Below are 19137 nucleotides of genomic sequence, written 5' to 3'. Positions count from 1 at the left end.
ACATGATTGATGCCCTCAAAATGAGGCGCGCCAGTGATGTCCGGGTTGTTGGTCTCATTAGCCTGGCTCACGGCAGCTCCCATTTCTTTCATTTAATTCTGCCGCCCATGTTCCCATGGCTAAAAGCAGAGTTCGGCTTTAACTACGCCGAATTGGGCCTGCTCATGACCATCTTCTTTGTGGTCTCTTGTATTGTTCAAGCTGCATCTGGATTTTTAGTAGACCGTATTGGATCTCGTCCTGTCTTGTTTGCTGGCGTAGCATTGCTAGCATTGGCTGCACTGATTTACTCACAAAGCAATGGTTATGCCATGTTGGTTCTAGGCGCAGTGATTGCGGGATGTGGCAATGGCGTTTTCCATCCAGTGGATTACACGCTGATTAATCACAAAATTTCACCACCAAATTTGCCTTACGCCTACTCGATTCATGGGGTAACGGGCTATATCGGCTGGGCTGCTGCTCCAGCATTTATGGTTGCTGTAACAACCATAGCAGACTGGCGTATTGCGTTTTTGTCGGCTGCAGTGCTCGAGGCGCTGATTTTGGTATTTCTCTGGGTGAGTCGGGCTCGTTTAGTAGATGACGTGCAAGCGAGGCGAGATGAATCAGAGGCTAAGCATATTGCGAATAATCCCGGTGGCGCACCCATGAGTACGTTTGGTTTTCTGAAGTTGCCGGTCGTTTGGCTCTGCTGGATTTTCTTTTTCTTTAGTATGGCTGCAACTACCGGCTTGCAATCATTTGCCCCAACTGCGCTTTTTAAAATCTACGACATTGCCGTGAGCTCTGGTAATTATTATTTAACACTCATGTCTTTGGGTGGTGCTGGAGGAATGTTATTGGGTGGCTATTTGGCCGCTAAATTAAAAGTGCCTGAGCGCATCATTACCATTTGCTTTACTGTGAACATCGTCATGGGTCTTTTAATGGCTACAGGTTTGGTGCCCGTAGAATTAATCATCATTGCTTTCATTGTGATCGGGCTTGGCTTGGGAATAGCCGCACCATCTCGTGACTTGATGATTCGCTCTGCAACACCCTCTGGCTCATCGGGCAGGATTTACGGTATTGTTTATTCAGGCATTGATTTGGGCGCCGCCCTAAGTCCATTGATCTTTGGAATCTTCTTAGATGTAGGCTTGCCAAAGTTCTTATTCATTGGTGTGGCTTTTCTCCAGATCATGATTATCTTGACTGGATTTAAAGTGGCGAGTATCAGTACCCCTAAGGCTAGCTAAAACCTCCAATTCTTTTCACAATGTGAAAAGTCATTCCTATACGCAAAATGCAGTGCAACATTTCAAGCTAGGCGTTATTTCGCCGATTGGATTTGTATTTCACATTATAAAAATATAATTTCAAGTAATTGAATTTATTGAACTAATTTATTTCAATTAATACTGAAATAGTTCTTGCATGCTTTTCTTAAGTACTTAAACTCTTATATAAGACATAAGACTTCATTGTCTATATTGAGTGTCTCAATATTGGATGTACTTGTTTAACTTAGGGAGAAAAACATGGCAGATCGCAAAGCAGAAATTGCAGCATTACAAAAAGACTGGGATACCAATCCACGCTGGAAAGGCATTAAACGTGGTTACACGGCTGAGGACGTTGTTCGTCTCCGTGGTTCATTAAAGATTGAGCACACACTAGCCAAACATGGCGCAGAGCGTCTTTGGGAATTGGTGAATAACGAAGCTTACGTGAACTGTTTAGGTGCTTTGACTGGTGGACAGGCAATGCAACAAGTTAAGGCTGGCGTTCAAGCCATCTACTTGTCAGGTTGGCAGGTTGCTGCTGATGGTAACTCTTACGCAGCAATGTATCCAGATCAATCTCTGTATCCAGTTGACTCAGTTCCAAAGATGGTTGAGCGTATTAATAACTCATTTCAACGTGCAGATGAGATCCAAACCGCTAAAGGTATCTATAAGGGCGATGCTGGCTATATCGAATATTTTGCTCCTATCGTTGCCGATGCTGAAGCTGGTTTCGGTGGCGTATTGAATGCATTTGAATTAAGTAAGGCACTAATCAAGCAGGGTGCTGCTGGTGTTCACTTCGAAGATCAGCTGTCTTCCGTTAAGAAGTGCGGTCACTTGGGTGGCAAAGTATTGTTACCTACGGCTGAGTCAGTGCAGAAATTGATTTCTGCACGTTTGGCTGCTGACGTAATGGGTGTTTCAACCATCATCTTGGCTCGTACTGATGCTGAAGCTGCTGACTTGTTGACATCTGATTACGATGCAAATGACAAGCCATTCTTGACTGGTGAGCGAACTCCAGAAGGCTTTTATAAAACACGTAAGGGCTTGGATCAAGCGATCTCTCGTGGATTGGCATATGCTGCTTACGCTGATATGGTGTGGTGCGAAACAGGTACTCCTGATCTCGAGTTTGCTCGTCAGTTCGCTGAAGCAATTCGTGCGAAGTTCCCAGGCAAGATGTTGGCTTACAACTGCTCACCATCTTTCAATTGGAAGAAGAACTTGGATGATGTAACGATTGCGAAGTTCCAGCGCGAATTAGGTGCAATGGGTTACAAGTATCAGTTCATCACTTTGGCTGGTATTCACTCTATGTGGTACAACATGTTCGACTTAGCTCAAGACTACATGCAGCGCGGTATGACTGCTTATATCGAGAAAGTACAAGAGCCAGAATTCGCTGCTCGTGATCGTGGTTACACATTCGTATCGCATCAGCAGGAAGTAGGTACTGGTTACTTCGACGATGTCACTACGGTAATTCAAGGTGGTAAGTCTTCAGTCACTGCGTTGACTGGTTCTACAGAGGAAGAGCAGTTTCACTAAGTAATCCCTAAGTAGTTCGTAATAGAACAGTAAAAGAATCTACCCTTACTGTCGCGGCATCTAAATTACCCCATAAGGGTGACTTAGATGCCGTTTTCGTTTACATTCTTCCCATGACTAATTGCGTACTCTGTAAAGAAGAGCTTAAACCTGAAGAGGGTCAATTAATTTGGCGCGGGGATGATTGCAGAATCATCTTGGTAAATGATCCTGATCTGCCTGGCTTTTGTAGGGTCATCTGGAATCATCATGTCGCTGAAATGACTGATCTCACCCGTGGTGAGCGCGAACACCTGATGTCCCTAGTCTTTGCGGTAGAGGAAGCGATAAGGCATGCGATGTGTCCAGATAAGGTCAATATTGCAGCCTTAGGCAATATGGTTCCCCACATACATTGGCATGTGATTCCCAGATATAAGGACGATGCTTTCTTTCCGGGATCGGCTTGGTCAAAAAGAGTTCAAGAGCTATCTCTCAGTAAGCTAGCCGAACGTCAGCAACTTGCAAGTCAACTGCCTGCAGTAATCAAAGCTGCCATTGCTACACTTTCCTAAAATTGTTCAGTAGTGTTTTTCTCCCCCAAGGTTGATAGTGAATAAAGAAACTAAGGGAATGCTCATTGGCTTTATTGGCATTCTCGTTTTTAGTCTCACCTTGCCGGTAAGTAAGATTACCGTTGAAAGCTTCAATCCTTACTTCATTGCTTTTGGTAGAGCTTCTTTAGCTGGTTTAGTTGCTTTAAGCTATCTTGCGTATAAGCAAGTACCGCTCCCCAGTAAAACTGACTTAGCGAAATTTGCTGTGATTGCACTAGGTGTAGTTTTTGGGTTTCCAATCTTTACTACACTGGCCATGAAGGAGGGTTCATCCTCTCATGGCGCCGTTATTTTGGGGATGATGCCCTTAGCTACTACAGTGATCGGAGTCATCCGCTTCAAAGAGCGCCCCTCGATCGGTTTTTGGCTCGTATCCATCTTGGGTGCTGCATTGGTAATGATGTATGCCCTTCTTAAAAGTTCTGGAAGTTTTACCTATATAGATATCCTGCTAGTACTGGGCGGCATTTGTGCTTGCGTAGGATATGTAGAGGGCGGGGAGTTATCTCGAAAGATGAACCCGCGCGTAGTAATTTCTTGGGCGCTAGTGATTTCATTACCTATTAATATCGTGGCAACTTACTTCACATTTTCTTCATCGTATTGGGGTGCTGATGTAGTTGCTTGGACAAGCTTTGTATACCTCAGTATATTTCCGATGTACTTGGGCTTTTTCTTTTGGTACGAAGGTCTTGCCATCGGTGGAATTGCAAGAGTCAGCCAAGTGCAATTGATCCAGCCTTTTTGTACGCTGCTGGCATCAAGCTTTTTCTTGGATGACCGCATCACCTTAATGAATATGGTCTTTGCTTTTTTGGTTGTCTCCACCGTCATTTTGAGCAAGCGAATGCTCGTGAAGCGAAGTTACTAGATTAATTTCTGAAGTGCCTCAAGATATTTCTCGGGGCTGAGTGCTTGCCCCTCACGTTGCGCTTCCCACATCACCTGTCCTAGACATTCCATCATGGCGTGCTGAGCTTCATGTGCAGAGCCCCGTTTCTTTGCTAACTTTTCAGAAACTTCTTTAATACCTGGGGGTTGATCAATCGAGGTTTGTTCGCTAATCGACAAGTGCATGGAGAGGTGCAAGAAGGGATTGGTCTCACCACGCTCTGGCGTATAGTCTTGCGCAATTGCCCCCTCTGGATCAGCTAGGAGGGCATGATATTCGGGGTGCTCACCCATCCAATCGCTAGCAAGCGTTTCCATTGGCGACAGAATTTGATCTCCAGTTTTCTTCTTCCAGGTGTCGCAAAAAAAGCGTCTTACCTCTTCGCGGGTCGGATTAAATATTGCCACGAACTTTTCCTTTACCAGTTTTCTGTTTAAAGCCGCAGAGAGGCTCAACAATACATTGCTCACAATCCGGACTACGGGCTTTGCAGGTATATCGGCCATGCAGAATAAGCCAATGATGCGCATCCATTAAAAACTCTTTTGGGATGCGCTTGAGTAATTGTTTTTCAACTTTCAGAACATCTTTACCGGGTGCTAAACCAGTTCGGTTTGAGACTCTAAAAATATGGGTATCGACAGCCATAGTGGGTTGACCAAAGGCGGTATTGAGAATCACGTTCGCAGTCTTTCTGCCAACGCCTGGGAGCAACTCTAGCTCTTCGCGATTTTGAGGCACTTCGCCACCATGCTTTTCAAGCAGTAGTCGACAGGTCTCTTGAATATGCTTGCCCTTGGAGTTGAATAAGCCAATGTGTTGGATAAAAGGCTTCACACCTTGCTCGCCCAGATCCAGAAGGGCTTGGGGCGTGTTGGCAAGCTTAAATAGCTGACGCGTACCTTTGTTTACTGAAATATCAGTTGCTTGTGCCGATAGTAATACAGCAATGAGCAGTTCAAACGGAGAGCTATATTCCAATTCGGTTTCTGGATGGGGATTGTTTTCCCTGAGTAGCTCAAAGAAAGCTTGGCGCTTTTCGAGATTCATCATTTTTGTTGCTGAGCTCGCGCGATTGCTGCGGCGATGATGGCTCGCTTTCTTTCCTGCTCTTTTCGGGCTTCTTCTGAATCGGGATTCTCTGCGTTTACTGCAACTAGTTTGGCAGCAGCTTTCTTTGCTAGTCGCTCATCATTGTCACGTTGCTCGCGATCCAATCGGACATTACGAGCTGCATATCTTGCGCGCGCTGCGTCCGCCAAATCTGGAGACCAGGCATCCCAGCCAGTCTTTTGGTCAGTGACATCTTGCATAGTGATGCAGTCTACAGGGCAAGGAGGAATACAGAGATCACAACCCGTGCACCAATCACTCAAGACAACATGCATTTGCTTAGAGGCACCCACAATCGCATCTACAGGGCAAGCTTGAATACAAAGCGTGCAACCAATACAAGTCTTAGGGTCGATGAATGCAACAGGTCTAGGGCGCTCTAAGCCACACTCAGGATCAATGCTGGGGTGTAGTTCAAACGCATCTTGAGGAAATATGGGAGTCAGAATTGCGCTCAGCCGCACAATGCCCTCTACGCCGCCAGGAGGGCAACGGTTAGGCAAAGCCTCGCCAGTGGCCATTGCTTGTGCATAAGCTCGGCAATCTGGGTAGCTGCATTTAGTGCATTGGGTTTGAGGAAGGATATCCTCGAGACGATCTGCAAGTTCTCTCGTCTGCTTCATATTCATTGCAATTGGTGAGCCCTAAAACTAGAAGCGCGACTCGAAAGTCGCGCCGCTGATTTATGCAGACTTTGAGCCTTCTAGTTTCGGAGGTCTAGCACGAGTTTTCTTTTGCACGCCCTGGTGTTCACGAATAAACGATTTAATCTTTGGATACACCTTCTCGCGCCAACGGCGACCAGAGAAAATGCCATAGTGGCCAGCGCCAGCAACTTCGTAGTGATCCTTATCGGCTTTCGGAATTCCTGCACACAAGGCATGTGCAGCGCGAGTCTGTCCGCTACCGGAGATATCGTCTAACTCGCCTTCAACAGTGAGAAGCGCAGTTTTCTTAATATCTTGTGGTTTAACTAAATCGCCTGATACCGCCCATGTACCGTTCGGCAAAGCATAGTCTTGGAAAACCGTCTTAATGGTATCTAGATAATATTGCGCATCCATATCTAGTACTGCGTTGTATTCATCATAAAAACGAATATGGGATGCAGCGTCTTGTTCATCGCCACGCACCAAGTTTTGGAAAAAATCCCAATGTGACTGCATGTGATTTTGTGGGTTCATGGCAATAAAGCCAGTGTGTTGTAAAAAGCCTGGATAAACCTTACGACCAGCGCCTGGATAGCTTGGCGGTACCTTGTAAATCACATGACTTTCAAACCAGTCATAGGACTTTTGATCGGCCAAGTTGTTAACAGCAGTTGGTGATTTGCGCGCATCAATCGGACCGCCCATCATGATCATTGAAGCGGGCGTTTTCTCACCGGCAGAGGCCATCAATGAGATTGCACCCAAAGTAGGAACGGTTGGTTGACATACCGAGATCACGTGTAAATCATCTGCACCAATAGCGCGAATGAAATCTTGTATGTAGTGAACGTAGTCATCCAAGCTAAAGCTGCCGTCTTCAGCAGGGACAATGCGAGCATCAATCCAGTCGGTAATGTAAACCTTATGATCTTGCAACAGGGTGCGTACAGTATCGCGTAGTAATGTAGAGTGGTGACCAGACAGAGGAGCCACTACTAAGACCGCTGGGTCGCCCTTAAGTTTTTTGATGGCATCAAGATCATCGGAAAAACGCTTAAAGCGAATTAAATTACAAAACGGTTTGGCAACAATCGTTCTTTCATGAATCGCTACTTCGCGACCATGCGCCTGTACTGAGCGGATACCAAATTCTGGTTTTTTATAGTCTTTACCAAGACGATGGAGCAGTTCATAACTTGCAGCTAAACGTTCAGATCCCGGAACCTTTGATGCTGGATTGGAAGCATTGATAAATGCTTCAGATGCAGCGCGAGCCCATGAGCTCATTGGTTGAAGTAAGGCTTTTTGAAATTCGTGTAACTGATAAAGCATGATGCCTCCTGATAATCCAGTGTAACCGCTGATTACTTGCTTTTAAGCCAATACGCGGGCAATTGCTTGAGCTACCTTATCAATATTTTTGGTATTAAGAGCAGCTACACAAATACGACCCGTGGAAAGGGCATAAATACCATCTTCCTTTTGTAGGCGCTCTACTTGTTCGGCGCTTAATCCGGAGTAAGAAAACATGCCACGCTGAGCTTCAATGAAAGCAAAGTCTTGCTTAACGCCAGCAGCAGCTAATTTTTCAACCAATCCATGACGCATCGCTTTGATGCGATCACGCATTTCAGCTAGCTCATCTTCCCAAAGCTGTCTGAGTTCTGGTGAATTCAAAACAGCGGCTGCAATTGCAGCGCCGTGCGTTGGAGGATTGGAATAATTTGTACGAATCACGCGCTTCAATTGAGAGAGCACACGAGTAGACTCATCTTTGCTTTGCGTCACGATAGACAAAGCGCCAACGCGTTCACCATAAAGCGAGAACGATTTGGAGAAGGAGCTCGATACAAAGAAAGACATGCCGGACTCTGCAAACAAGCGCACAGCAATGCCATCTTTCTCAATACCATCAGCAAAGCCTTGGTAGGCCATATCTAAAAATGGAATGAGGTCTTTCGCTTTACAGATATCGATCACTTGACGCCATTGCGCTTCGGTAATGTCTGCACCAGTTGGGTTGTGGCAGCAAGCGTGAAGTAATACGGTGGTGTACTTTGGGAAAGACTCTAAAGACTTCACCATGCCATCAAAATCTACGCCGCGGGTTTTGCCATCGAAGTAGGTGTACTCAACTACCTCAAAGCCAGCAGATTCAAAAATGCCGCGGTGATTTTCCCAGGTTGGATTACTGATTGCACAAGGAGCATTTAAGTTGAGGCGCTTAATGAAGTCAGCGCCAACTCGCAACGCGCCAGTTCCACCAAGGCACTCGGCGGTAACCACGCGACCATCTTTGATGAGCGAGGAGTCAGCGCCAAATAATAAGTTCTGAACTGCGCTGTTGTAAGGGTTTGGACCTTCGATTGGAATGTAGCTACGCGGTGAGTGCTTTGCAACAATCGCCTCTTCGGCCTGAATCACTGCCTTCAAAAGAGGTACCTTGCCTTCGTCGGTGTAGTACACGCCAACACCTAGGTTGACCTTGTCTGCACGTTGATCGGCGACATAGGCTTCTGTGAGGCCAAAAATAGGGTCTTTAGGGGCTAGCTGGACTGAAGTAAAAAGGTTCATTTGATGGTCAGAAAGGGTGGATAAGGGAATTTTTCAGTTAAATTTGCTTTGAGTGGCTGTTTTTGAGGCTAGATTCAACTATTTCTAAATAAAAACGGCAAAATCGATGTTTGTACAAAATTCGCTGTGAACTAAAACTTACAGTTGAAATGATAGCTGAGATGCCCCCCAAGTTGCCTAAAACTTCCTCGAATTCCCCAGTTGCCGAAAGCAAGAAAACCCCTGTAGCCGATCCTTTGGGCGAGGTAGGCCACGATTTAAACCCAGCTAAATTCGTTTCCTTCCCAGATTCCCCGTTTCAGCTCTATCAGCCATTTCCGCCCGCAGGCGATCAGCCGGCCGCAATTGATGCGTTAGTGGCTGGTATTGAGGATGGGTTGACCTTTCAGACGCTGTTGGGCGTGACTGGCTCGGGTAAGACCTTCACTATGGCTAATGTGATTGCCATAACAGGTCGTCCCGCCATCATTTTTGCCCCAAACAAGACCCTAGCTGCCCAGCTCTATAGTGAGTTTCGGGAATTCTTCCCTAAAAATGCGGTGGAGTACTTTGTTAGTTACTACGATTACTACCAGCCGGAGGCCTACGTTCCGACACGCGATTTGTTTATTGAAAAGGATTCATCAATCAATGAGCATATCGAGCAAATGCGACTGTCTGCTACCAAGAGTTTATTAGAGCGACGAGATGTCATCATCGTAGCAACCGTATCCGCAATTTACGGTATTGGTAATCCAGGCGACTATCACAGCATGGTGATGACTTTACGTCCTGGCGACAAGATGAGTCAGCGCGATATTTTGATGCGCTTAATTGCGATGCAATACGATCGCAATGAAACCGACTTTAAGCGTGGTGTTTTCCGAGTTCGGGGCGACACGATTGATATTTTTCCGGCTGAGCATAATGAATTAGCCGTACGCGTTGAGCTCTTCGATGATGTTATCGAGAGCTTGCAATTCTTTGATCCACTCACTGGAAAAATTCGTCAGAAGATTCCACGCTTTACCGTTTATCCAAGCTCGCACTACGTCACGCCGCGTGATACGGTTCTCAAAGCAATTGAAACGATCAAAGCAGAGTTACGCATTCGCTTAGATGAATTTGTAAAAGACGGTAAGCTGGTTGAAGCGCAGCGTTTAGAGCAGCGTACCCGCTTTGACCTAGAGATGCTCAACGAATTAGGCTTCTGCAAAGGCATTGAGAACTATTCCCGCCACCTCTCAGGCGCTATGCCTGGTGAGGCGCCGCCTACCTTGGTCGACTACCTGCCCAATGATGCACTCATGTTTTTAGATGAGAGTCATGTCCTCATCGGTCAGCTCAATGCGATGTACAACGGCGACAAGTCTCGCAAACATACCTTAGTAGAGTTTGGATTCCGCTTGCCTTCAGCAATGGATAACCGCCCACTCAAATTTACTGAGTTTGAAACCAAAATGCGTCAAACCGTCTTTGTTTCTGCAACACCGGCTGATTATGAAAATACGCACACCGGACAAGTGGTAGAGCAAGTAGCAAGACCAACCGGATTGGTCGACCCAGAAATTGAAGTATTGCCAGCAAGTACTCAGGTAGATGATTTGCTGAATCAGATTCATGAGCGAGTCAAAGTCCATGAGCGTGTTTTAGTAACGGTATTAACAAAACGTATGGCTGAGCAACTCACGGATTACTTATCGGATAACGGAGTAAAGGTACGCTACGTACACTCCGATATTGATACGGTGGAGAGAGTGGAAATTCTGCGTGACTTACGTTTAGGTGTCTTTGACGTATTGGTAGGTATTAATTTATTACGCGAGGGCCTAGATATTCCAGAGGTCTCTCTAGTCGCCATTTTGGATGCAGATAAAGAGGGCTTCTTGCGTTCTGAGCGCAGTTTGATTCAAACCATTGGTAGAGCGGCACGAAACGTCAAAGGTAAGGCGATTTTGTATGCCGACCGTATTACCGACTCCATGAAGCGGGCGATGGGCGAAACGGAGCGTCGCCGTACCAAACAAATTGCCTTCAATAAGGCTAATGGGATTGAGCCCCGTGGCGTTAAAAAGCGCATTAAAGACATTATTGACGGGGTCTATGACGTCAAAGAGAAGCGCTCTGAGATGCAAGTTGAGCAGGAGCGGGCACGCTATGAGGATATGAGCGAGAAGGACCTGGCGGGCGAAATCAAGCGTTTAGAGAAGCAAATGAACTCTGAGGCCAAGAATTTGGAGTTTGAAAAGGCCGCCTCTACCCGCGACAGATTGACTAAGGTGAAGGAAATGGCGTTTGGGGCTCGTTCCCGGGACGCCATTTAGACCTGAGGGGTTAATGCCTGAGCAATTTAGTGGGGTATATGGTAAAGTTGAGTGGAATGGTCGGGTATTACCCGCCCGACTGTTAGCTGTCCATAACAATCCATTACCAAGGTGACATATGAGACTTACAACTAAAGGCCGTTTTGCAGTAACCGCAATGATCGACTTAGCCCTGCGTGAGACGCACGGGCCTGTAACTTTGGCCGGAATTAGCCAAAGACAGAAGATTTCCCTCTCTTATTTAGAGCAACTTTTCGGCAAGTTACGCCGCTTCAATATCGTTGAAAGTACTCGTGGACCTGGTGGTGGTTACACCCTAGCCCGTAAATCCGAGGAAATTAGCGTGGCCGACATTATTGTGGCCGTTGATGAGCCCCTGGACGCAACTCAATGCGGCGGTAAGGGCAACTGTCATACCGACGAAGAAAGCCAAGGTCATTGCATGACTCATGATCTTTGGTCGAACCTGAATGCCAAGATGGTGGAGTACCTGAGTTCCGTGTCATTACGAGACTTGGTACATCAGCAATCTGGACGCGGAATCGTGTTGCAGGATTTGCGCCCCAAGAAAATCAAGACTGACAGTGTTAGGGCAGAAAAGCCAGTACCAGCAGTCGCAGCAAAAAAAGAAGATGCCCCGAAGCGTCCTCTAGTGAATTCTGTTTTTAATTTAGCTCGGCAAAGTTAATCCAAGAGATTCATCTCTTTACCTATAAATCGATAAGCAAAAAATGAACGCACCACAAGACATTCCCCAGCAGTCAATCCCGATGTTTAGTCCTAAGCATTTTCCGGTTTATATGGACTATTCGGCGACTACGCCGATTGACCCGCGCGTGGTAGACAAGATGTTGCCTTACTTGCGTGAGCAGTTTGGTAATGCTGCATCTCGTAGCCATGCCTACGGTTGGGCTGCAGAGGAAGCGGTTGAGTGGGCGCGTTCAGAAGTGGCTCAGTTAGTCCATGCCGACCCAAGAGAGATCGTATTTACTAGCGGCGCGACTGAAAGTATTAATTTAGCGCTTAAGGGTGCGGCGCACTTTTATAAAGATCGTGGCAATCACATCATTACTGTGAAGACAGAGCACAAGGCTACTTTAGATACTTGCCGCGAACTTGAGCGCGAAGGTTTTGAAGTTACTTACTTAGATGTTCTTCCAAATGGTTTGATTGATTTTGCTCAGCTAGAAGCGGCAATGAAGCCGGGCACTATTTTGTTGTCAGTGATGTACGTCAATAATGAGATTGGCGTAATCCAAGATATTCCAGGTATTGGCGAGTTATGCCGCTCACGTGGTGTGATTTTTCATGTGGATGCAGCGCAAGCTACCGGCAAAGTAGAAATTGATTTAGAAAAAACTAAAGTAGATTTAATGAGCTTTTCTGCTCATAAGTCTTATGGCCCTAAAGGTATTGGCGCCTTGTTTGTGCGTCGTAAGCCCCGTATTCGTATTGAGGCACAGATTCATGGTGGCGGTCATGAGCGCGGTATGCGTTCAGGCACCTTAGCCGTTCATCAAATCGTTGGTTTAGGTGAAGCTTTCCGTATCGCACGTCTTGAGATGGCTTCGGGCAATGCTCGTATTCGTGCTTTGCGCGATCGCTTGCTTAATGGTTTGAAGGATATTGAAGAGGTTTACGTCAACGGAGACATGGATCATCGTGTTCCGCATAACCTGAACATCAGCTTTAATTACGTTGAGGGCGAATCGATGTTGATGGCCTTGAAAGACCTAGCGATCTCTTCTGGTTCTGCATGTACTTCAGCATCCTTGGAGCCTTCTTATGTTTTGCGTGCTCTTGGCCGCAATGATGAATTGGCGCATAGCTCAATTCGTTTTACTTTGGGACGCTTTACTACTGAAGAAGAAGTGGATTTCACAATCAAATTAGTAAAAGAGAAGATTGCGAAGTTACGTGAACTTTCACCTTTGTGGGAAATGTTTAAGGATGGTATTGACCTCAGCACCATCCAGTGGGCAGCTCACTAAGAATTATTGAATCAGCATTGAATATATTGAAGCAAGATTAAAGATAAAAGAGATAGCGAGAAAACACCATGGCATATAGCGACAAAGTAATTGATCATTATGAAAATCCCCGCAATGTGGGTTCTTTTGAAAAAGGCGATGACCAAGTAGGTACCGGCATGGTTGGCGCACCTGCGTGTGGTGACGTGATGAAGTTACAGATTCGTGTAAACGATCAGGGTGTGATTGAAGATGCCAAGTTCAAGACCTATGGTTGTGGTTCTGCGATTGCATCATCTTCACTAGTCACTGAGTGGGTTAAAGGTAAAACTTTGGATCAAGCCTTGGAGATTAAGAACTCCTTGATTGCTGAAGAGTTGGCTTTGCCACCAGTAAAAATTCACTGCTCTATCTTGGCTGAAGATGCCATTAAGGCAGCAGTGGCTGATTACAAAGAAAAGCATCCGGCCCTGTAAAGATAAAGAGGCTTTCATCATGGCAATTACCTTAACCGACAAAGCAGCAAAACATGTTCAGCGCAATTTAGATAAGCGCGGAAAAGGTTGCGGCTTACGCTTGGGTGTTCGCACCACTGGTTGCTCGGGCTTAGCCTATCAATTGGAGTACGTGGATGAGGCTGCCCCTGAAGATGCAAAATTTGAATCTAATGGCATCACTATCTTTATTGATCCTAAGAGCTTGGCCTATTTAGATGGCACCGAATTAGACTTTGTACGTGAAGGTTTGAACGAAGGCTTTAAGTTCCAAAACCCGAATGTAAAAGATGAGTGTGGTTGTGGTGAATCCTTCCGCGTCTGACAATTACTTTAATTTCTTTGGTTTAGAGCAGCAATTCAATCTCGATTTGTCTGCACTAGATCAAGCCTATTTGGCGATCCAAAAAGAAGTACATCCTGATCGCCATGCTCGCGGTAGCGATACCGAGCAAAGATTGGCAATGCAAATGGCTACCCTAGCAAATACAGCATTTCAAACTTTGAAAAATCCCATTCAGCGCGGGCTCTATCTTTGCCAACTCCACAAAGTGGATGCGCGTCTTGAGACCAATACGGCCATGCCTGCTGCTTTTCTGATGAAGCAAATGGAATGGCGTGAAAGTCTCGAAGACCAAGATGAGGATCTTGGGGCTCTCGAAGCTCTAGCTGAAGAGGTTGATCAAGCCAAACAAGATATCCTGGTAGAAATTACACAGGCTATTGATAGAGCTAAAAACTATGAGCGCGCAGCTGAGTTACTCAGAGGGCTGCTTTTTATTGATAAGTTTGCGCTAGAGCTAGATGATGCTATCTCAGCTTTGGTATAGCTTTACACTCTAGACCCCATGGCCTTATTACAAATCTCCGAACCTGGTAAATCACTTGCTCCGCATCAGCGTCGGATTGCGGTAGGTATTGATTTAGGTACTACTAACTCCTTAGTCGCAATTGTGCGGGATGCCTTACCTCAAGTTCTCCCTGATTCAGAGGGGCGCGAATTACTCCCTTCAGTGGTGCGTTATCTCCCAAATGGCAGAACTCAAGCGGGTTTCGAGGCTGCCGAAAGTATTGTCTCTGATCCTAAAAACACGATTGTTTCTGTGAAACGTTTCATGGGCCGGGGTATTGTGGATGTAGAGAATATCGAAAGCACTCCTTACGACTTTGTAGACGAGCCCGGGATGTTAAAGATCAAAACAGTGGCGGGTGATAAGAGCCCCATTGAAGTTTCAGCAGAAATTCTGGCACGCTTGCGCCAGTTGGCGGAAGACTCGGTAAATGACGACATCGTTGGTGCGGTGATTACTGTGCCCGCTTATTTTGATGATGCTCAACGTCAAGCAACTAAAGATGCTGCGAAGTTGGCTGGTATTGAAGTTTTACGTCTACTCAATGAGCCTACCGCTGCTGCCATTGCTTACGGTTTGGATAACGCCTCCGAGGGTATCTACGCAGTTTACGATTTAGGTGGCGGCACTTTTGATATCTCCATTTTGCGTATGAGCAGAGGGGTATTTGAGGTGCTCTCTACTGGTGGCGATTCTGCTTTGGGCGGTGATGATTTTGACCATCGTCTCTATTGTTGGGTGATTGAGCAAGCTAAGCTTCCACCACTATCGATTCAGGATCACCGTAAGCTCTTGCTCTCTTGCAAACATGCGAAAGAGCAATTGAGTCATAACCCGTTAGCACGCGTTCATGAAGCCCTTGCAGATGGCACTGTGATTAATGTGGGAGTTAGCCAAGCTCAGTTTTTTGAAATCACCCAAAACTTAATCAATAAGACTTTAGTTGCTGTGAAGAAGGCTTTGCGCGATGCAGGCCTTAAAACTGATGAAGTCAAAGGTGTCGTGATGGTTGGTGGAGCAACTCGCATGCCTCAGGTGCAACGTGCGGTGGGCGAGCTCTTTGGTACCAAACCCTTAAACAATCTCAATCCAGATCAGGTTGTTGCTTTAGGCGCTGCAATGCAAGCTGACTTACTTGCTGGTAATCAAAGCAAGGATGATGAGTGGCTCCTCTTAGATGTCATTCCGCTGTCTCTTGGCATTGAAACCATGGGTGGTTTGGTAGAAAAAATTATTCCTCGCAACACACCTATTCCGGTAGCGCGTGCTCAGGATTTCACAACCTTCAAAGATGGCCAAACCGCTTTAGCGATTCAGGTGGTGCAGGGCGAGAGAGAGTTGGCACAAGACTGCCGCTCCTTAGGCAAGTTTGAATTGCGTGGCATCCCACCAATGGCTGCCGGGGCTGCCCGTATTCGGGTGACCTATCAAGTGGATGCAGATGGATTACTTTCCGTTAGCGCCATGGAGCAGGGTTCAGGTGTGCAAGCCTCAATAGATATTAAGCCATCATATGGTTTGACTGATGCTGAAATTGCCCGCATGCTGCAAGATGGATTTGCCTCGGCCAAAATAGATCTTCTCTCAAGATCTTTGCGTGAAGAGCAAGTGAATGCCCAACGATTACTAGATGCCGTACAAACTGCTTTGGATTCTGATCGTGGATTATTGAACTCTCAAGAGCAGGCTGAGGTTGATCAAGAAATGGCCGTCTTGCAAAAGTTACTTACAGAAGAAGCTGATAGCGCCATTCTCAGAAAAGCAGTCGATCATGCTGCCAAGGCTACCGACGAGTTTGCTCAAAAGCGTATGAATGCCAGTATTAAGAGGGCATTGGCCGGTAAGAATGTTGCAGAAATTTAAGAAAAGAAAATTACCCAAATGACTCAGATCGTCGTTCTACCCCATAGCGAGTATTGCCCTGAAGGTGCGGTGCTTGAAGTGACTCCAGGCACTTCTGTTTGTGAAGCCTTGCTAGAAAACCATATTCCGATTGAGCATGCCTGCGATATGGTCTGCGCTTGTACTACCTGTCACGTGATTGTGAGAGAGGGTTATCAGAGTCTGAATGAGCCTGATGAGAATGAAGAAGATTTGTTAGACCGTGCATGGGGACTCAATCCTCAGTCTCGCTTATCTTGCCAGGCTATTGTGGCGCGCCAGGACTTAGTTATTGAGATACCGAAGTACTCTATCAATCACGCTAAAGAAAACCACTAAATTCAAACCCGGTATTAAACTCTATCATTATTGGAGGATTAACGAGCGTATGAATATTCAATATAAGGCGTGCTACTGCATTAGTGTTATTTCACTTTTGGGCGCTTGCTCAAATAATAGTGATCCCTATCAAAATATCGACTATCCACAGTCCTACACTCAAAGTGGGGGCTATAACAGTTCGCCACAGTTGATTTCATCAGAGCAATTGCAGTCCTTACTCTCTCCGATTGCCTTATACCCGGACTCCTTACTGTCTTTGATGCTGTTGGCATCAACTTATCCACTAGAGGTGGCTGAAGCCTATAACTGGCGTAACAGCAATTCCAGTCTAAATGGCACTGCATTGCAAGATGCCCTCAAAGCACAATCATGGAACGATAGTGTGAAGTCACTGATCGCATTCCCGCAAGCATTCAATATGATGGGTAGTAAGTTGCAGTGGACCCAAAATTTGGGTAATGCCTACAAGCTACAACCTGCAGATACGATGAAGGCGGTGCAGGTTTTACGCAAACGCGCCGTTCAAGCTGGAACTCTCAAGTCAAATCAGCAAATTACAGTCAGTACTGATGCTAACTCGAACGTATTAATTGGTCCCGCCAATACTCAAGTGGTCTACGTGCCGAGCTATAACCCCACGGTTGTTTATGGAGCGTGGCCTTATCCAGACTACCCGCCATATCCTGCTTATAACCCCGCCTGGGGAATGATGTCTTTTGGACTTGGGATGGCAGTAGGTGGTGCATTTTGGTCCACGCCTAGTTGGTCTGACGGCACGATTAATGTGAATAATACAAACTCTCCTGGAAGAACGAATAGGGGGCTGATTGGCCCTAGTAGCATTCAGAACCAACAGCGACTTCTGAATGATTGGAAAAATAATGCTAGCCCGCAAGATCGACAAGCCGCAAGAGCGGCGGGGCAGCGCGCAGATAGCGCCTTTCAGAAAAATGCTACGCCACAAGAGCGCGCTCAAGCTGACCGCCTAAATCAAGAGGCAAGAAATGATTACCAGCAAGATCGTAGTAATCCAAATACCAATCGTGAGGCAGTCCAAGAAAATGCGATGCGAGAGCAAGCGCGTGCTGATCGAATGAATGATGATCGATTTGGTGGTCGCGGCGGTTTTGGCGGTGGTCGTATGGGTGGATTTAGGCGCTAATCTATAAAGAAGACACTATGAAACTATTCCGGATAATCCCACTTATCATTGGTGCAGTCTTGCTGTCGCAGGCAAATGCTTTTGCTCAGTCTGATCTGCCTAAAAATGATGCCTCCACTGCTGCATTGGTTGAGCTATGCAAAAACCTCAACGATACAGATGCTCAGAACTTTTGCTTTGGCTTTGGTGAGGGTGTTTATCAGACTTACCTTGCTAACCGAAATGCAAAACAAAAGCCGAGCATTTGCTTCTCATCGGAAGCTGGCACAAGAGAAGTCATTCTTCAGGAGTTCTTGGCTTGGAACCAAAGTAATCCCCAATTTAATCAGGAGCGCGCAGCTAAGACGCTGGTCCGCTTCTTTGAAGCAAGGTATCCCTGCAAATAGCAGGCACTTGGGTAGTATTAGCTATTGCACCAATCTGAGGCATTGTGCACATTAAGTAAGCAATTCCTTGTCGGGGGAGGCTATTGATGGAATACGATGAAGTTGTTGTTCATTCTTAGGTAGTGCCTCCATAGATTTATTTCAAACCACCCTACGGGGTGGTTTTTCTTTTTGCAATCACTTCATCTAAGAAGTATTTCTTAATCTCTTGAGTAATATTTTCACGAGAATGCTTACGTTTTTCTAGTAAGCCCACTTTTCGGTAAATTGTTTTTCCAGGTAATTGAGATATCTTTAATTGGCGATCGTTTTCCCAAGAAACGTTGGCTAGCTTGGGAACAATTGAATATCCAAGCCCTTGTCTTACAAGCTCAATGATTGCCTCTACAGAATTGAGCTCCATACCTTCTTTAATGTTGAGCTTATTTGCTCGAATGGTTTGATCTACGAGATGGCCAGTCCAAGTATTTCGTTCAAAACGGATAAACGGAAATTCATCGGCCAACTGCTTCGGCGTTAACCCTTTCTTATTTTTAACTGCTGGATGGATGACAATCATAGGCTCTGTATATAGCTCGGTCCATTGAACATTTTGGGGTAATGCATAGGGTGACTCAGTCACTATTGCTGCATCTAGGTTGCCTTCGATTACTTGCTCTAGAAAGTTGCTAGAAAGGCCTGCAATGAGTTTAATTTCAAGCTCTGGGTAGTTCTGCTTGAGCTCATTTAATGTATTTCCAAAAGCGCCCATTAAAGTGGAGACTAGTGCGCCTAGAACAATGGTGCCACTGAGTTCAGATTTAAAGTCTGATCCTAGAGCCTCATAGCGCGCAATGATCTCTTGAATGGGTTCGACCAACGATCTTCCATGATGATTAAGCGTCATAGATCGTTTGGTTCTATCAAATAGCTCTACACCAATATCTGCTTCTAGCTGTTGCAATTGCTGTCCTGCGGCGGCAGCCGTAAGACCTATTTCACGTGCAGCGGCTGCCACGCTCTTGTGCCTGGAAATAGCTAGAAAGTTCTTGAGCACTCGGATGCTGGACATAGGTTTTAATATAAAGTATTAATTTATCTCGTAGAAAATTATATTCGATT

Annotated in this window: 20 protein-coding genes; 14 read left to right on the top strand and 6 right to left on the bottom strand. The window is 45.9% G+C overall.

Annotated elements, in window-relative coordinates:
* Positions 1-2 precede the first annotated feature (2 nt).
* The 4 genes from CL55_RS07435 to CL55_RS07420 all read left to right on the top strand — a co-directional run bounded on the left by CL55_RS07435 (position 3) and on the right by CL55_RS07420 (position 4289).
* The gene (locus tag CL55_RS07435; protein ID WP_046330515.1) at positions 3-1241 is read left to right on the top strand and encodes an MFS transporter; all 1239 of its coding nucleotides are present in this window, start codon (positions 3-5) and stop codon (positions 1239-1241) included.
* Positions 1242-1523: 282 nt separating this feature from the next.
* Positions 1524-2822 carry an isocitrate lyase gene (aceA, locus tag CL55_RS07430; protein WP_046330514.1) on the top strand — a complete coding sequence of 433 codons (1299 nt, stop codon included), beginning with the start codon at positions 1524-1526 and terminating at the stop codon, positions 2820-2822.
* Positions 2823-2935: 113 nt separating this feature from the next.
* Positions 2936-3376, top strand: coding sequence for an HIT family protein (locus CL55_RS07425; RefSeq protein WP_046330513.1), 441 nt, complete (start codon positions 2936-2938; stop codon positions 3374-3376).
* 37 nt (positions 3377-3413) lie between these two features.
* Positions 3414-4289: a DMT family transporter gene (locus tag CL55_RS07420; protein WP_156156287.1), complete on the top strand. Its 876-nt coding sequence runs from the start codon at positions 3414-3416 to the stop codon at positions 4287-4289.
* Here CL55_RS07420 and CL55_RS07415 read toward each other — a convergent pair.
* From CL55_RS07415 to CL55_RS07395, 5 genes are read right to left on the bottom strand one after another with little or no spacing between them, the layout of a single operon-like run.
* Complete coding sequence (locus tag CL55_RS07415; protein WP_046331250.1) at positions 4286-4711, bottom strand: DUF1841 family protein; 426 nt, start codon at positions 4709-4711, stop codon at positions 4286-4288. The two genes, CL55_RS07420 and CL55_RS07415, sit on opposite strands and share 4 nt — an antisense overlap.
* On the bottom strand, positions 4704-5360 hold the full coding sequence (gene nth, locus CL55_RS07410; RefSeq protein ID WP_046331249.1) for an endonuclease III: 657 nt from the start codon (positions 5358-5360) through the stop codon (positions 4704-4706). Before nth ends, CL55_RS07415 begins: the two co-directional genes overlap by 8 nt.
* Positions 5360-6046, bottom strand: a complete 687-nt coding sequence (rsxB, locus tag CL55_RS07405) for an electron transport complex subunit RsxB (RefSeq protein ID WP_170217004.1) — start codon at positions 6044-6046, stop codon at positions 5360-5362. The genes nth and rsxB overlap by 1 nt, the downstream gene beginning before the upstream one ends.
* Positions 6047-6106: 60 nt before the next feature.
* Positions 6107-7405, bottom strand: coding sequence for a polyhydroxyalkanoate depolymerase (locus tag CL55_RS07400; protein ID WP_046330510.1), 1299 nt, complete (start codon positions 7403-7405; stop codon positions 6107-6109).
* Positions 7406-7447: 42 nt separating this feature from the next.
* On the bottom strand, positions 7448-8647 hold the full coding sequence (locus CL55_RS07395; RefSeq protein WP_046330509.1) for an amino acid aminotransferase: 1200 nt from the start codon (positions 8645-8647) through the stop codon (positions 7448-7450).
* A 149-nt stretch (positions 8648-8796) separates the two neighbouring features.
* On the opposite strand from CL55_RS07395, the gene uvrB reads away from it, so the two are divergent.
* The 10 genes from uvrB (at position 8797) to CL55_RS07345 (ending at position 18036) form a co-directional block, all read left to right on the top strand.
* The gene (gene uvrB / locus CL55_RS07390; protein ID WP_237150485.1) at positions 8797-10950 is read left to right on the top strand and encodes an excinuclease ABC subunit UvrB; all 2154 of its coding nucleotides are present in this window, start codon (positions 8797-8799) and stop codon (positions 10948-10950) included.
* Positions 10951-11068: 118 nt separating this feature from the next.
* Positions 11069-11638: a Fe-S cluster assembly transcription factor gene (locus CL55_RS07385; RefSeq protein ID WP_046330508.1), complete on the top strand. Its 570-nt coding sequence runs from the start codon at positions 11069-11071 to the stop codon at positions 11636-11638.
* Between the two features lie 43 nt (positions 11639-11681).
* Positions 11682-12941, top strand: a complete 1260-nt coding sequence (locus CL55_RS07380; RefSeq protein WP_046330507.1) for an IscS subfamily cysteine desulfurase — start codon at positions 11682-11684, stop codon at positions 12939-12941.
* A gap of 68 nt (positions 12942-13009) precedes the next feature.
* The gene (iscU, locus tag CL55_RS07375; RefSeq protein WP_046330506.1) at positions 13010-13396 is read left to right on the top strand and encodes a Fe-S cluster assembly scaffold IscU; all 387 of its coding nucleotides are present in this window, start codon (positions 13010-13012) and stop codon (positions 13394-13396) included.
* A gap of 19 nt (positions 13397-13415) precedes the next feature.
* Positions 13416-13739 (top strand): iron-sulfur cluster assembly protein IscA, encoded by a 324-nt coding sequence (iscA, locus tag CL55_RS07370; RefSeq protein ID WP_046330505.1) that lies wholly within the window; start codon positions 13416-13418, stop codon positions 13737-13739.
* A complete protein-coding gene (gene hscB, locus CL55_RS07365) occupies positions 13705-14244 on the top strand; it encodes a Fe-S protein assembly co-chaperone HscB (RefSeq protein ID WP_046330504.1) in 540 nt (179 codons plus the stop codon). The genes iscA and hscB overlap by 35 nt, the downstream gene beginning before the upstream one ends.
* Positions 14245-14262: 18 nt before the next feature.
* Positions 14263-16128 (top strand): Fe-S protein assembly chaperone HscA, encoded by a 1866-nt coding sequence (gene hscA, locus CL55_RS07360; RefSeq protein ID WP_046330503.1) that lies wholly within the window; start codon positions 14263-14265, stop codon positions 16126-16128.
* An 18-nt stretch (positions 16129-16146) separates the two neighbouring features.
* Positions 16147-16485, top strand: coding sequence for an ISC system 2Fe-2S type ferredoxin (gene fdx / locus CL55_RS07355; protein ID WP_046330502.1), 339 nt, complete (start codon positions 16147-16149; stop codon positions 16483-16485).
* Positions 16486-16534: 49 nt separating this feature from the next.
* The gene (locus CL55_RS10480) at positions 16535-17650 is read left to right on the top strand and encodes a DUF3300 domain-containing protein (RefSeq protein WP_052728802.1); all 1116 of its coding nucleotides are present in this window, start codon (positions 16535-16537) and stop codon (positions 17648-17650) included.
* Between the two features lie 17 nt (positions 17651-17667).
* Entirely contained in the window at positions 17668-18036 is a 369-nt protein-coding gene (locus CL55_RS07345; protein ID WP_046330501.1) for a Rap1a/Tai family immunity protein, read from the top strand.
* A 151-nt stretch (positions 18037-18187) separates the two neighbouring features.
* Here the strand turns inward: CL55_RS07345 and CL55_RS07340 are convergent, their stop codons facing one another.
* Positions 18188-19087: a LysR family transcriptional regulator gene (locus CL55_RS07340; RefSeq protein WP_046330500.1), complete on the bottom strand. Its 900-nt coding sequence runs from the start codon at positions 19085-19087 to the stop codon at positions 18188-18190.
* Positions 19088-19137: the final 50 nt, after the last annotated feature.

The organism is Polynucleobacter duraquae, from assembly GCF_000973625.1.
Lineage (GTDB): Bacteria > Pseudomonadota > Gammaproteobacteria > Burkholderiales > Burkholderiaceae > Polynucleobacter > Polynucleobacter duraquae.
The sequence above is the reverse complement of the archived record's forward strand: the minus strand, read 5'-3'. Positions and strand labels throughout refer to the sequence as shown.